Source organism: Pseudoruminococcus massiliensis (assembly GCF_900291955.1).
Lineage (GTDB): Bacteria > Bacillota > Clostridia > Oscillospirales > Acutalibacteraceae > Pseudoruminococcus > Pseudoruminococcus massiliensis.
The window spans coordinates 535,577-550,445 of sequence record NZ_OLMR01000001.1 but is presented as its reverse complement, the minus strand read 5'-3'; the positions used below and the strand labels follow the sequence as shown (position 1 = coordinate 550,445).

The following is a 14,869-nucleotide window of genomic DNA, read 5'->3' as shown; positions in this document are numbered from 1 at the left end:
TTGCTGTAAATGTCAATTTTATAAATTCTATGTAAAATCTATGTAAAAAGATAATTTAAAACATATCAGCAAGATATGCTAAGATTAATAGATTTAACAATGATTTTTAGAATATTTCTTTTATGAAAATTGGAATCGTATTTTACATATCTTTTACTGTCATTTGCTTTTTAATTTTACGAGCATAGCATAGAATATTCTTGTACCCAGAAAAGAAAAAATTGTTTAGAGTAAAAAAGGAGATTGTTTGAAAATGAAAGTAAAATCAACAAAGAAGATTTTGGCAGTATTGGCAGCTTCAGTATTGGCAGTTTCAGCATTTACAGCTTGTAACAGTAACTCAGGAAATGGTTCATCATCTGGAACAGCAGGTTCAGCAGATACATCTTCATTTGATAAGACAAAGCAAGTTACAGTAATTACTCGTGAGAATGGTTCAGGCACAAGAGATGCTTTCATAGAGCTTACAGGACTTCTTGAAAAGGGCAGTGATGGCTCTAAGAAGGATAACACAACAGCTTCTGCATCTACACTTAATAATACACAGGCTGTTATGAGTGGCGTCGCTGGTAATCAGTATGCAATCGGTTATATTTCACTTGGTTCTTTGAATGATACAGTTAAAGCCTTCAAAGTAGACGGCGTTGAAGCAACAGCAGAGAATGTCAAGAATGGCACATATAAGATTTCTCGTCCATTTAATATTGCAACAAAGGGTGAAGGCGATGAGCTTACAAAAGATTTCATTTCTTATATCCTTAGTAAGGACGGACAAGATGTTATCACAAAGGAAGGTTATGTCAGCGTAGTAGATGATGCAAAGGCTTATGCAGGTTCTAAGCCAGCAGGTAAGATTGTTATAGCTGGTTCATCATCTGTTTCTCCTGTAATGGAAAAGCTTGTTGAAGCATATAAGCAAATCAATACAGGTGCGGAGATTGAACTCCAGACACAGGATTCTTCTTCAGGCATCAAGGCAGCTATAAGCGGAACTTGTCAGATTGCAATGTCTTCTCGTGAACTAAAGGACGATGAAAAGGAAAGCCTTACACCACAAAAAATCGCTCTTGATGGTATCGCAGTTGTTGGAAGCACTTCAAACCCGACAGATAACCTTACACTTGACCAAATCAAGGGACTTTATGACGGTTCAATCACAACTTGGGAATTGAAGTAATCAAAGATAAATAAAGCTATTTCGGCGGGAACGGCAACAGAAATTGCCGTTCCATATCTATGTAAAAATGATTTTGAAACATACAGGAATGATTCACAGTATCAAAGAGAGCGACTGTGTATCACGCTAAACGGCATAAACGCCGTCCTTAACAACAAGGTGGTTATAAAATGGTAAAATATAAAGAACAAATTATGAAAGTGGTGTTCTTCATAGCAGCACTTGTGTCGATTGCGGCGGTTGCCCTGATTTGCATATTCCTCTTTGCAAATGGTATTCCTGCAATGGCTAAAATCGGAATATTTAATTTTATTGGTGGCTCTACTTGGGCACCATCAAATGAACCAGCAGAATATGGTATCTTCCCAATGATTCTTGGTTCTATATATGTAACAGCAGGTGCGTTGGTAGTAGGTGTACCGATTGGACTTCTTACAGCAGTTTATCTCGCAAAATTCTGCCCTAAACATATATATAAAGTATTAAAGCCAGCAGTTGAACTTCTTGCAGGTATTCCATCAGTTGTTTATGGTTTCTTTGGCTTGGTTGTTCTTGTACCGTTTATTCGTGATAATATTGGCGGAAATGGAACAGGTAGTATACTTACCGCCTCTATTCTTCTCGGAATTATGATTCTCCCAACTATCATTACTGTTTCTGAAAGTGCTATAAGAGCTGTTCCTGATAGCTATTATGAGGGTTCACTTGGTTTGGGTGCAACTCACGAAAGAACAGTTTTCAGAGTAATATTACCTGCTGCAAAATCAGGTATCCTCGCAGGTATCGTTCTTGGAATAGGCAGAGCAATAGGTGAAACAATGGCTGTTATCCTTGTTGCAGGTAATCAGGCAATTATTCCTGATAGTGTTTTGAGTGGCGTAAGAACTCTTACAACAAATATTGTTATGGAAATGGGTTACGCATCAGGTTTACATCGTGAAGCACTTATTGCAACAGGTGTTGTGCTATTTGTACTTATTCTTCTTATAAACGCTCTTCTCTCAATAGTAAAAAGGAGGTCTGAATGATGGCTGAAAATGTTATTGAAACTAATAAAAGCAATGATATTGATGTAGATAAGATTCAGGCAAGAAATGTTCAGACTTTTGCTCAGAAGCTTAAGCAATATAAAAATCACCCTACTTCACTCATACTTTATCTGCTTGTATGGCTTGCGGCTATTGCAACTATGGCAACAGTTGTCTTTCTTATAGGATATATTCTTGTAATGGGTATTCCTTATATAAATGCGGATATATTCTCGCTGAAGTATACTTCTGATAACTGTTCACTTGTTCCGGCACTTGTAAATACCATTCTTATGACCTTGCTTTCACTTATAGTTGCTGTTCCGCTTGGAATTTTTTCGGCAATATATCTTGTAGAATATGCAAAGCGTGGTAATAAGCTTGTTTCGATTGTTCGTACAGCAGCTGAAACACTTCAAGGTATACCGTCTATTGTATATGGTTTGTTTGGTATGCTTTTCTTTGTAGAAGCTTTGCATTGGGGTTATTCACTTCTCGCAGGTTCTTTTACAGTTGCGATTATGATTCTTCCACTTATTATGAGAACAACAGAAGAAGCATTGCTCTCTGTGCCTGACTCATATCGTGAGGGCAGCTTTGGACTTGGTGCCGGTAAGCTTAGAACAGTTTTTAAGATTGTTTTGCCGTCGGCTGTTCCTGGTATTCTTGCAGGTGTTATTCTTGCTATTGGTCGTGTTGTCGGTGAAACTGCGGCTCTTATCTATACAGCCGGTGCAGTCGCAGATTATCCAAAGGACCTTATGTCCTCGACAAGAACGCTTGCAGTTCATATGTATAACCTCTCTAATGAGGGCTTGCATACTAATCAGGCATATGCAACAGCAGTTGTACTTCTTGTACTTGTACTTTTAATTAACTGGCTCTCAAGTGTAGTAGCTAAGAAAATTACCAAGAAATAATTGGAAAGGCGTGGCATTATGTCAAATAAAAAGGATAAAATTGTTGTTGAGGGCGTTGATTTATATTATAGTAAGTTTCACGCTTTGAAAAATATTAATCTAAAAATGAAAGAAAAAGAGATTACCGCATTTATCGGACCTTCTGGCTGTGGTAAATCTACTTTGCTTAAATCCTTAAACAGAATGAATGACCTTGTTGAGGGCTGTAAGATTACAGGCGATATTCTTCTTGACGGAGAAGATATTTTCGGCGATATGGATGTTAATATCCTTAGAAAAAGAGTAGGAATGGTTTTCCAAAAGCCTAATCCATTCCCGATGAGTATTTATGATAATATCGCTTACGGACCTCGTACACATGGTATTCGCTCTAAGGCACAGCTTGATGAGATTGTTGAAACTTCACTTAAAAATGCGGCTATCTGGGACGAACTCAAGGACAGGCTCAAGAAAAGTGCTTTGGGACTTTCTGGTGGTCAGCAACAAAGGCTTTGTATAGCAAGAGCTTTAGCTGTTAAACCCGAGGTTTTGCTTATGGACGAGCCAACGAGTGCCTTAGACCCGATTTCGACTTCAAAGATAGAAGACCTTGCAATGGAGTTGAAAAACGAGTATACTATCATCATGGTTACGCATAATATGCAGCAAGCCGCCCGTATCTCCGATAAAACAGCCTTTTTCCTTCTTGGTGAAGTCGTTGAGTATGACGAAACAGAGAAATTATTCTCTACTCCGCAAGATAAAAGAACAGAGGATTATATTACGGGGAGGTTCGGATAATGAGAAACAGTTTCGATATGCAGCTTAGAAAGCTTAATAATGAGCTTATAGAAATGGGTTCTCTTATTGAAACGGCTATTGCAAGAGCGTATAAGGGACTTATCAATCAAAATATTGAAATCGCAAAGGAAAATGTAGAGTTCGATAGAGAGATTGACCAAAAAGAAAAGGAAGTCGAAAATATTTGTCTTAAGCTTTTACTTCAGCAGCAGCCTGTTGCGTCTGACCTAAGACTTATTTCCTCTGCAATCAAAATGATTACTGATATGGAGCGTATAGGTGACCAGGCGGCGGATATTTCTGAGTTGACAATTCTTATGTCTAAAACACAGTATATCAAACGATTTGACCATATTGAGCAGATGGCTAAGGCTACTATCGAAATGGTTACAACAAGTGTAGATGCCTTTGTTAAGAGAGATTTGGAGCTTGCTCGTTCAGTTTTTGCAAGAGATGATATTGTAGACAACCTTTTCGTAACAATAAAAAATGACCTTATTGAGCTTATAAGAGAAGATGTAAATAATGGCGAACAGGCAATAGACCTTATTATGGTGGCTAAGTATTTCGAGAGAATAGGCGACCATGCAGTTAATCTTGCAGACTGGGTTATTTTCTCAATAGTAGGTCATCACGAGGAGCATGACAGTAATTGATTATTTATGTTGTTGAGGACGATACAGATATAAGAGAGCTTGAAAGCTATGCTCTCAAAAATAGCGGTTATGATATAGTGCAATTTGATTCGGGAAAAGGAGTTTTTGAAAGCTGTCTTGAAAAACAGCCTTCTATGCTAATTCTTGATATTATGTTGCCTGATGAGGATGGGCTCTCTATCCTTAAAAAGCTTCGTGCTGATGATAAGACAAAGAATATTCCTGTTATATTGGTAACGGCTAAATCAACTGAGCTTGATACCGTTAAGGGACTTGATATGGGTGCAGATGACTATATAGCAAAGCCATTTGGCGTTATGGAGTTAGTTTCTCGTGTTAAGGCTCTTTTACGCCGAACAGAAAAGCAACAGCAGTTTAGCGGAATGAGCTATCAGAACATTAGTATTGATGATGAAAAGCATATTGTTACAGTTGATGGAGAGCAGAGAGAACTAACCTTTAAGGAATATGAACTTTTGAAATTTCTTATAATGAATAAAGGTATTGTCCTTACAAGAGAAAAAATAATGAATAAGGTTTGGGGCTTTGAATATGAAGGCGAAAGCCGAACTGTTGATATGCATATAAAAACTTTAAGACAAAAGCTGGGAGAAAGTGGTTCTGTCATTAAAACCATTAGAAATGTTGGATATAAGCTTGGTGAATAATTAGCTTTATTCATATAATTGAATGATAATTAGAAACGGCTAACGGGAAATCCTTGCTTTGAGGGTTTCCCGTTATATTTAGAAAGATAAAAATTAGTGGGCGGTGATTTTATGGAAGGAAAAATAAATACTCACCTTTTTATAATGGGACTTGTTACAGCTATTTTGGTTTCGCTTATTACATGGTTAGTATTTTTTAATGCTTTTCAGAATCAGGTTAATGCTGACCTAAAGACTGATGCACAGCTTATTGCGACAAGCTATGATTATATTACAGATGATAATAATCTGAAAGACTTTGCAAAAGGTCAAACAAGAATTACTCTTATAAAGGCTGACGGAAATGTTATTTTCGATAGCGAAAAGAAAAGTGATGAAAATCATCTTGAACGCTCGGAGATTAAAGATGCCTTGCAAGATGGCGAAGGCTATTCCTCAAGATATTCGGAAACCACTCGCACAAATACATATTATTACGCAATGAAGCTTTCTAATGGAAATATACTTAGAGTTGCAAAGGACGCTGATGCACTGAATAGCGTATTTACGAGTATACTTCCATATATGATTCTGATATTTATAATGCTTTTGATTATGTCGCTGGCAATAGGTTTCTTTCTTACAAAGAAAATTATCAATCCTATTACAAAGCTTTCAGAAAGCGTTGACGATATTGGAACGGACATTGACGCAGACGATATTTACCCTGAATTATCTCCATTTATTACTGAAATCATTGCACAAAAACGAGAAATTCGTTATCAGCTTGGCAAGGTTGAAAGAGAAAAAAACAAGGTTGCAGCTATTATTCAAAATATGTCAGAGGGAATGATTTTACTTGACCTCGATAAAAATATCCTCCTTATGAATGAAGCTACAAAAAGAATATTTAATGTTGGTGATGTAACTCTTAAACACGACAGCTTGCTTTATATTTCAAGGGATAAAGATGTAAATGATTGCGTTGATAAAGCTCTTGATGGCGAAAATAGTTCTCTTGAGCTTATGCTTAACGGAAGAATATATCAAATGATTGCGAATCCGGTTGCATCTCAGGGAGAACAGATTGGTGTTATCTGCCTTATTATAGATATTACCGAAAAGAAAGAAATGGAAAGTATGAGGCAGGAATTTACAGCTAATGTTTCTCATGAGCTTAAAACTCCACTTACATCTATTTCTGGTTATGCGGAAATGATAGAGGCAGGAATTGTAAAAGAGGAAGATATAAAGAATTTTGCTGGTAGAATCCGCAAGGAATCTGCAAGGCTTTTATCACTTATCAGTGATATTATTCTTCTCTCAAGGCTTGATAATAGCCAAAAAGCTGAGGCTATACGAAAGGAAACAGTGAATCTGCTTACTATCGCCCAGAAATGTGCTGATGATATTGCAGTTCAGGCAGAAAGACAGGGTGTAGTGGTTAGAGTAAGTGGTGAAGAATATATTATGCGAGGAAACATAACCTTGCTTACAGAGCTTGTTCAAAACCTCTGTGATAATGCTGTAAGGTATAATCGTGATAAAGACGGTAAGGTAGATATTACAGTTGGCAATGGATTTATTGATGTTAAGGATACGGGAATAGGTATTCCGCCAGAACATAGGGCAAGGATTTTTGAAAGATTTTATCGTGTTGATAAAAGCCGTTCTAAAGAAAGGGGAGGAACAGGTTTAGGTTTGGCGATAGTTAAACATATATGTGAGCTTTATGACGCTAAAATCGACCTGAAAAGCTCTGAAGGCTTTGGTACAGAAATAAAGATAACATTTTAAATCAGAAAACCTCCGCAACCCAAATTACGAGTTACGGAGGTTTTAATTTATATACTTTTATTAAAGCTTTGAGTTAAAATAATCCAGGATATTCATCGAGTGGATTATAGCGTTGAGAATGGTCCCATATGGTTGAATATTTTGTTTCAAAATGCAGATGTGGTCCTGTTGAATAGCCTGTTGAACCTACACGACCGATAAGTTGACCTGCACTTACATAGTCGCCATAGTTTACATAAACCGCTGATAAATGACCATATAAGCTTGTTTTACCATCACTGTGCTCTATTACTACATAGTTGCCATAACCGCCTCCACAACCACAGGAGGAGCTTTTACCATAATCGTGGGTACAGCCACTGAATGATGAAACGACTGTACCTTCTCTTGCAGCTATAACCTGAGCACCGTAAATTCCGCCACCAGCTATATCTAATGCACCGTGATTACTTGAACCTCGATTTTCATCAAATGTAGATATTAGATAATAGAATCCTGGGCATGGCCATACATATTCGCCAGAACTTGGTGTAGTTGTTGGATTGTTATTATTGCTGTTATCATCAGGCTTAGTATTATTTGTATTGTTATTGCTACTACTGTTATTATTAGAAGCGTTATTCTTATTTGTGTTGTTTTTAGATGGTTTAGCATTATTGGAGTTTTGATTTTTGACATTTTCTTCGGCTTGTTTTTTCTGTTGCTCGAAATACTCTTTAAGCTCTTTTTCGAGTGCAGCTTGGCTTTCTTTATTTTCTCCGATTGAATCAAGAGTTGCACTTTCTACGCCTTGAAGTTCAGCAATAATAGTGCTATTTTCTTCAGAAAGTTTATTGATTTCGCTTTTTTGGTTTTCAAGAGATTTCTTTTCCTTTTCAACAGATTTTTTTTCTGCTCTTAAGGATTTTTGCTGTCCGCTTATTGTTGACATCTCTGATTTAAGCTCATTGATTAAATTGCTGTCATAAGAGGAAATACTTTCAACAAGCTCAGCCTTGTCTATAAAATCGGAGAAATCCTTTGCTCCAAGAATTATTTCCAAAGATGAAGTATCTCCAGCTATATAAATCGCACGAAGTCTTGCACGAAGCTGAGTCATTTTGCTTTCAATTTTAGAGAGTTTCTTATCAATTTCATTTTGCTTTTCTTTAATACTTTTGTTAAGTGCATCAATTTTTTCATTGCTGAGCTTTATTTGTTTGCTAAGGGTTTCGATTTTTCCTTGAAGAGCTTTTGCATATGCTTGCTTTTCGGAAATATCATTGCGAGTTTTTTTGAGTGTTCTTTCATATTGTTCTGCTTGCTTTTGTAAGGCAGCCTGTTCATTTTTGTTAGATTCAGCATCAAACGCAAATGTAGATTGTGAAAGAATAAGAGTCATAGTTAGTATTGAAGCAGTAATTGATAAGATTTTTTTAAATTTTTTACCAGCCAAGAATCTCTCCTCCTTCCTTTTTGAGGTATTTTGAAACAGATATAAAGCTTCCCAAAGCACCTATAAGAACAGCAGAGCCTAAGAATGCAAGAACAATATATATCCAAATATCGGATATAGGAATACTTGCTTTATAAACAACAGATGCAATACTACGAATAGCCTCTAATATTGGGTTATATAGAGCAATCATAACAATAGATGAGATAATTCCTGAAATAAGACCTATAACCATACCTTCAACTAAGAATGGTATTCGTACAAATGAATTTGTTGCACCAACAGATTTCATTATGCTAATCTCAAAGCGTCTTGAATACATTGTCATTCTAACCGTATTTGAGATGATGAAAAGTGTAACTAAGCCCAAAACTATTACGGCGGCTATGCCTATGTATGTTACAAGTGTATTTAGCTTAGTAAGCTTTCTTGCAATATCACTACGATTGCTTATTTGATATACACCATCAATTTTTTTAAGCTCTTTAACAGTTTCTTCGTATTTTGAGAAATCTTCTAAACTCACTTTATATGCGTGTGGCAAGGGATTATCTTCACCTTGCATATTTGCATAAATATCATCGCCAAGCATTTGGTGATAATCTTCAATAGCTTTTGATTTTGAATAAAATTCGCTTGATTTAACATTATCAAGTAAATCGAATTTAGCTCCGAGCTTAAGAGCATCAACATCAGAAATCTGTGGGTCGAGATATACAGTAATCATATTGGTATCACCAATAGATGATATAAGGCTTGATGCGTTCATAGATGTAACAACAGCCGCACCAGTAATCAAAAGGCAAGAAATAAGAACACCTATACTTGCAAGCGACATCATTCGGTTATTCCAGATGCTTTTTATGCCTTCCTTTATGAGATAGCCTGAACTTTTGAATTTCATTGCTCCACCTCCCGAATATAATCCCCAACGATTTTTCCACCATTGATTTTAATAATTCTTCCGCCGAATTCATTTACGAGGTTATGTTCATGTGTGACAATTAAAACCGTTGTGCCACGCTTATTTATCTCAACAAGAAGCTCCATAATTTCATATGAAAGCTCAGGGTCGATATTTCCAGTAGGCTCGTCCGCAATTATAAGTTCGGGATTATTTACCAATGCTCTTGCAAGGCTGACACGCTGTTGCTCGCCGCCTGAAAGCTCACTTGGCTTGCTATCAGCTTTTTCTGAAAGTCCGACAAGACCAAGAATATATTCTACACGCTTACGCACAGATTTTTCTGAAATGCCGATTACTCTCATAGCAAAGGCAACATTATCGAAAACAGAGATTTTTTCTATAAGCCTGAAATCCTGAAAAACTATTCCCATAGTTCTGCGAAGATATGGAATCTTGCGTTTTTTGATTTTGACAAGATTATAGCCGTTGACAGAAATTTCACCCTCTGTGGTGGCTTCTTCACGCATAATGAGCTTTAAAAATGTACTTTTTCCTGCTCCTGATGGTCCAACTATAAAGACGAACTCGCCCTTATTTATATCTAAGCTTACATTGTCGAGTGCTTTTGTGCCTGTTGAATATACCTTAGATACATTTTTAAAATGAATCATAGACAAGACCTTTCTTTTAGTAAATGATAAGAAAATTTAATATTGAAATATTACTTATACAATATCAATGTAATATATTATTATATTTTTTGATATTTGTATAGTATCAATAAAAATTCAACCCCTATATAAACCAAGAAGTCGCCTTATAGAGGCAGAAAACTGCCAGCTACAAGACAACTTTATTCTTGAGTTTGTAATGTTTATGAATTAGTATTTGATTGGATTAGATGAAAGATATTTCTTAACCATAAGTGCTACTTTAAATACGATAGCATCTTCAAATTCTCTGAGGTCAAGACCGGTAAGCTTTTTAATTTTCTCAAGACGATAAACAAGAGTATTTCTGTGAACAAAAAGCTTTCTTGATGTTTCAGAAACATTGAGGTTATTCTCGAAGAAACGCTGAATTGTAAAGAGAGTTTCTTGGTCGAGAGATTCAATAGAGCCACGCTTGAAAACTTCTTTAAGGAACATATCGCAGAGTGTAGTTGGAAGCTGATAGACAAGACGAGCGATACCGAGATTATCATAGCTTACAATAGTCTTTTCTGTATCGAATACCTTACCAACCTCAAGAGCGATTTGTGCCTCTTTATAGGAACGAGCAAGGTCCTTAATGCCCTCAACAGGAGTTCCTATACCGATAACACAATGTGTGTAAAATTCGCCAGAAAGAGTATCTACAATAGAGCTTGCGAGCTTCTCAAGGTCTTTAGAATCTGTTTCTGACTTAATTTCTTTGACAAGTGCTATATCAGATTCGTTGATATTGATAACGAAATCTTTGCTTTTATCAGGGAAGAGGTTTTGAATGACATCGTAGGCAGAAATATCGTTCTTAGAGATAATCTTGATGCCGAAGCATACACGAGTAACTTCGGAATTGAAACGAAGTTCTTTTGCCTTTAAATATATATCACCAGGCAGAATATTGTCAAGTATGACATTCTTAATAAAATTGCCACGGTCATATTTTTCATCATAGTATTGCTTTATGCTTCCAAGAGATATAGCGAGAAGCATTGCATATTTTTGTGCAAGGTCATCATTGCCTGCTACAAAAACAGCATATTCACATCTTGGCTTACTGCCGAAAGGTTTATAAGTATAGCCATTAAGTACGAAAGGTGTAGCGGAGGAGAGCATATCTGTTGTGATATTTTCGTTTACTTCGCCGATTTTACCAAGCTCGCTGCAAGCGATAACGACAGATGTTTCATCAATAACTCCTATGGCACGGTCGATGGTGTCTCTCATTTGGTGGATAACGCCTTGAAAAAGTCTGTTAGACATATTTATACCTCACTTTGTGTTTAATTAGTTCGTATGAATTATCGCCTGATAATATAAAATCTCTCTATACATTTTACACAAAAATAAGAAAAAAATCAACCTTTTAAAAGAATTTTCATAGAAAATTTTGTGTAAGGTAATGAATAGCGTATATATTAGCTTGATTTTGAACATTTTAAGCGATATTATTTTAAAGAAAAAAGCCTCCCATTTACTTGAGAGGCTTTTAAGTATTTTAGTTTAAGTACTGCTCTTACATCTTATACGATTGAGTCTGCAATATCTCTTAATATAAGCGTTCTCCGAAGAACAATAAACAACAAGAGCACGACAACCGAGAAATGCGTTCTCTTCGATTTCTGTAATAGTATCAGGAAGTGTGAGTGATTTAAGTCCAGTACACTTACTGAATGCACCATAACCAATTTTTGTAACTCTTGATGGAATATCAAGAGTTTTAAGCTTTTCACAACCTGTGAATGAGCCAGGAGCAATTTCTGTGATAGCCTCAGGAAGATTGATTGTTGTGAGAGATTCACACCAGCTAAAGCAGTTCTTATGTATCTGAGATACGCTATCAGGAACTTTTATTGTCTGAAGTGACTTACAACCGCTGAAAATATTTTCGGCAAGACCATGAATTCCATCAGGAATTTCAATATCAACAATACTTGCACAATTCATAAATGAATGTCTGCTTATATGACTTACTGATGATGGTATCTTGAAATCTTTAAGTTTTTCGCAGCCAGCAAAGCATTCTGCATTGATTCTTGTTATGCTATCAGGAAGTTTAATAGATGTAATTGAGGAACAACCTTTAAATGCACATTTTCCTATATCGGTTACATTTTCAGGAATATTGATTGTAAGAAGCTTACTACAACACTCAAATGCACTATCTCCGATTTCTTTAAGAGATGTTGGAAGTACAACAGCTTCAATCTTTTGGTTATCTTTAAAGGCTTCATTATCAATACGGATAACACCTTCAGGAATCTGAACATGATTGAGAGTGAACTTCTTAGCATCTTCTTTTGTGAATACTTCATTAATGCTGCTTGAGGTTTCAGGAACACTTGTCTCTGGAATATTTACTGCAACATCTTCTGCTGCAGAATTCTCAGATGGAGAAGCATTTGCCTCAGGCTGAGGAATTTCAACAACAGGTGTATTTTCCATTGATGGCTTAGAAATAGGCTCATCAGATGGGGTTATATTCAATGAAGAAAAATCAACTTTATGAATAGGTTCATGACTTTCTGCTGGCGTCTGAGCTGATTGTTCGGAAGAAATTGGAGCATCTTGCTGTAATGCTTCATTCGAAACGCTAAAACCGTTTGTACGGTCTGTTGTACCCATTGAATTTGTTGGAATATCAATAGGCTTAACATCAGTTTCTCTATTATTTTCTCTATTATGTACAGCCCAAGGAGCATCCATATATTGGTCTATATCAATATCATTTTTCTTAGCTGCTGATTCTGGCTGTGGAATGAATGGAGCTTCTGGTTCTTGCGTTGTTTCAACAGCTGGCTCAGCCTCTTTTTCGACTGTTGGTGGTTCAGGTTCTTTTTCAACCTCAGGATTTGCTTCTTCAGCAGATTGATGAGCATTAGGCTGAGGCGAAACACCCCAAGGATTATAAGGAGGTTGTTGACCCTCGGTACCTTGTTGAGGTGGCATACCCCAAGGACCATAAGCCCAAGGGTTATAAGGTGGTTGTTGACCCTCAGCACCTTGTTGAGGTGGCATACCCCAAGGACCATAAGCCCAAGGGTTATAAGGAGGTTGCTGACCCTCAGTACCTTGTTGAGGTGGCATACCATAAGGACCATAAGCCCAAGGATTATAAGGAGGTTGCTGACCCTCAGCACCTTGTTGAGGTGGCATACCATAAGGACCATAAGCCCAAGGATTATAAGGAGGTTGCTGACCCTCAGCACCTTGTTGAGGTGGCATACCCCATGGATTATTATACTGATGCTCAGGTGCTTGACCAAATGGTGGCTGTTGAGGAGCATTATTTTGCTGATTTTCTTCATTTACTTGTTCAGCAACAGAAGTTTTGTCATCTACAGGTTTGATAACTGGTTCTTGAACTTCTTCTGTAGGAGGCTCGATAACAGGAGACTCGATAACTGGTTCTTGAACTTCTTCTGTAGGAGGCTCGATAACAGGAGATTCGATAACTGGTTCTTGAGCTTCTTCTACAGGAGGCTCGATAACAGGAGATTCGATAACTGGTTCTTGAACTTCTTCTGTAGGAGGCTCAAAGACAGGAGACTCGATAACTGGTTCTTGAGCTTCTTCTGTAGGAGGCTCGAAGACAGGAGATTCGATAACTGGTTCTTGAACTTCTTCTGTAGGAGGCTCGATAACAGGAGATTCGATAACTGGTTCTTGAGCTTCTTCTGTAGGAGGCTCGATAACAGGAGACTCGATAACTGGTTCTTGAGCTTCTTCTGTAGGAGGCTCGATAACAGGAGACTCGATAACTGGTTCTTGAGCTTCTTCTGTAGGAGACTCGATAACTGGTTCTTGAGCTTCTTCTACAGGAGGCTCGATAACAGGAGACTCGATAACTGGTTCTTGAGCTTCTTCTGTAGGAGGCTCGATAACAGGAGATTCGACAACTGGTTCATTTGATTTCTCAGCTTGTGGTTCGACAGATTTATCATTTTCGGATGGTTGTTCAAATATATGAGTGTCATAAACAGGAATTTGATTTTTTTCAGAAGGCTTGTTAAGTTCTTCTTCTGATACCTCTATGACATCTTGCTTTTGACTATCCCAAGCGTCACCATTGCTTTCAACAGGATTAACCCAAACTTGGTTCGGTTGAACCCAAACTTCATTTGGATTTTCTTGATTCCAAGGGTGACTTACTGTTTCAGGAATTTGATACATATGAATATTTGGAGTGATTCCAAACATAGGGACACTCCATCCGAGAGCGTATACGATAGTTTCTACGGCATAGCATGCCCATTTTTCAGCCATGCAGGCATCTTGTGTCAAGATTTTGATTGACTGGAGAATTGCAATGCACTTATCAATTTCACTTTGGTCTGTCACATCATATAATGTAGTGCAGACTCCTTCGTTCATTGCTTCGACAATTACTTTTCTTTCCTGCTTGAGCTTAGGCATAAACTTGTTGAGAAGCTTTGTAAATCGTTCATTATCAACAATTACATCACTGCCGAAATTATCGACAATATAGCGAACGCCTTCCTTGGCGTTAGTAAATGTGATTGGTCGAGGAGCTTCTTTTTCAAGGCTTGCACCGCAGAAAGGGCAACGCTGTATGAGATCTATGCGATTGCTTGCTTTCCACTCGCTACCGCATTCAGGACACTGCATAAAATATCACCGCTTTCAAATTTACTCATCTATTTAACTATACTAAATTTTTTCGGAATTTTCAATAGATATTACAAAATTTTATAAAATTTTTATAAATAATAATCAAAATACCAAAATTATGATACATTTAAATATAATATTCGGTACAAATTAAAGTTAATTTTACATATATTTAAAAAACGAAAT

Annotated in this window: 12 protein-coding genes; 7 read left to right on the top strand and 5 right to left on the bottom strand. The window is 37.0% G+C overall.

From position 1 onward, the window contains the following. Positions 1–253 precede the first annotated feature (253 nt). From C9914_RS02600 to C9914_RS02570, 7 genes are all read left to right on the top strand, one after another. Entirely contained in the window at positions 254–1,177 is a 924-nt protein-coding gene (locus C9914_RS02600) for a substrate-binding domain-containing protein (protein ID WP_106763131.1), read from the top strand. A 170-nt stretch (positions 1,178–1,347) separates the two neighbouring features. Further along, on the top strand, positions 1,348–2,205 hold the full coding sequence (gene pstC / locus C9914_RS02595) for a phosphate ABC transporter permease subunit PstC (RefSeq protein ID WP_106763129.1): 858 nt from the start codon (positions 1,348–1,350) through the stop codon (positions 2,203–2,205). After that, a complete protein-coding gene (gene pstA, locus C9914_RS02590; RefSeq protein ID WP_022265250.1) occupies positions 2,202–3,125 on the top strand; it encodes a phosphate ABC transporter permease PstA in 924 nt (307 codons plus the stop codon). Before pstC ends, pstA begins: the two co-directional genes overlap by 4 nt. Before the next feature lie 18 nt (positions 3,126–3,143). Continuing rightward, positions 3,144–3,905 (top strand): phosphate ABC transporter ATP-binding protein PstB, encoded by a 762-nt coding sequence (gene pstB / locus C9914_RS02585; RefSeq protein WP_106763126.1) that lies wholly within the window; start codon positions 3,144–3,146, stop codon positions 3,903–3,905. Further along, positions 3,905–4,561, top strand: a complete 657-nt coding sequence (gene phoU / locus C9914_RS02580; RefSeq protein ID WP_106763124.1) for a phosphate signaling complex protein PhoU — start codon at positions 3,905–3,907, stop codon at positions 4,559–4,561. The genes pstB and phoU overlap by 1 nt, the downstream gene beginning before the upstream one ends. Further along, the gene (locus tag C9914_RS02575) at positions 4,561–5,229 is read left to right on the top strand and encodes a response regulator transcription factor (RefSeq protein ID WP_408003180.1); all 669 of its coding nucleotides are present in this window, start codon (positions 4,561–4,563) and stop codon (positions 5,227–5,229) included. The genes phoU and C9914_RS02575 overlap by 1 nt, the downstream gene beginning before the upstream one ends. 111 nt (positions 5,230–5,340) lie before the next feature. Beyond that, positions 5,341–7,005, top strand: a complete 1,665-nt coding sequence (locus tag C9914_RS02570; RefSeq protein WP_106763120.1) for a sensor histidine kinase — start codon at positions 5,341–5,343, stop codon at positions 7,003–7,005. A gap of 73 nt (positions 7,006–7,078) precedes the next feature. On the opposite strand, the gene C9914_RS11885 is transcribed toward C9914_RS02570, so the two are convergent. The 5 genes from C9914_RS11885 to C9914_RS02545 all read right to left on the bottom strand — a co-directional run bounded on the left by C9914_RS11885 (position 7,079) and on the right by C9914_RS02545 (position 14,680). Beyond that, entirely contained in the window at positions 7,079–8,440 is a 1,362-nt protein-coding gene (locus tag C9914_RS11885; protein ID WP_106763119.1) for a murein hydrolase activator EnvC family protein, read from the bottom strand. Then, a complete protein-coding gene (gene ftsX / locus C9914_RS02560) occupies positions 8,430–9,344 on the bottom strand; it encodes a permease-like cell division protein FtsX (protein ID WP_022265244.1) in 915 nt (304 codons plus the stop codon). Before ftsX ends, C9914_RS11885 begins: the two co-directional genes overlap by 11 nt. After that, a complete protein-coding gene (ftsE, locus tag C9914_RS02555; protein WP_106763118.1) occupies positions 9,341–10,018 on the bottom strand; it encodes a cell division ATP-binding protein FtsE in 678 nt (225 codons plus the stop codon). The genes ftsX and ftsE overlap by 4 nt, the downstream gene beginning before the upstream one ends. Positions 10,019–10,228: 210 nt before the next feature. Continuing rightward, entirely contained in the window at positions 10,229–11,314 is a 1,086-nt protein-coding gene (locus tag C9914_RS02550) for a PucR family transcriptional regulator (protein WP_022265242.1), read from the bottom strand. 240 nt (positions 11,315–11,554) lie between these two features. Then, entirely contained in the window at positions 11,555–14,680 is a 3,126-nt protein-coding gene (locus tag C9914_RS02545; protein WP_106763116.1) for a leucine-rich repeat protein, read from the bottom strand. Positions 14,681–14,869: the final 189 nt, after the last annotated feature.

Coding starts and splice junctions, on each gene's coding strand:
- C9914_RS02600 (WP_106763131.1), top strand. CDS start 254: ATGAAAGTAAAATCAACAAAGAAGATTTTGGCAGTATTGGCAGCTTCA.
- pstC (WP_106763129.1), top strand. CDS start 1,348: ATGGTAAAATATAAAGAACAAATTATGAAAGTGGTGTTCTTCATAGCA.
- pstA (WP_022265250.1), top strand. CDS start 2,202: ATGATGGCTGAAAATGTTATTGAAACTAATAAAAGCAATGATATTGAT.
- pstB (WP_106763126.1), top strand. CDS start 3,144: ATGTCAAATAAAAAGGATAAAATTGTTGTTGAGGGCGTTGATTTATAT.
- phoU (WP_106763124.1), top strand. CDS start 3,905: ATGAGAAACAGTTTCGATATGCAGCTTAGAAAGCTTAATAATGAGCTT.
- C9914_RS02570 (WP_106763120.1), top strand. CDS start 5,341: ATGGAAGGAAAAATAAATACTCACCTTTTTATAATGGGACTTGTTACA.
- ftsX (WP_022265244.1), bottom strand. CDS start 9,344: ATGAAATTCAAAAGTTCAGGCTATCTCATAAAGGAAGGCATAAAAAGC.
- ftsE (WP_106763118.1), bottom strand. CDS start 10,018: ATGATTCATTTTAAAAATGTATCTAAGGTATATTCAACAGGCACAAAA.
- C9914_RS02550 (WP_022265242.1), bottom strand. CDS start 11,314: ATGTCTAACAGACTTTTTCAAGGCGTTATCCACCAAATGAGAGACACC.
- C9914_RS02545 (WP_106763116.1), bottom strand. CDS start 14,680: ATGCAGTGTCCTGAATGCGGTAGCGAGTGGAAAGCAAGCAATCGCATA.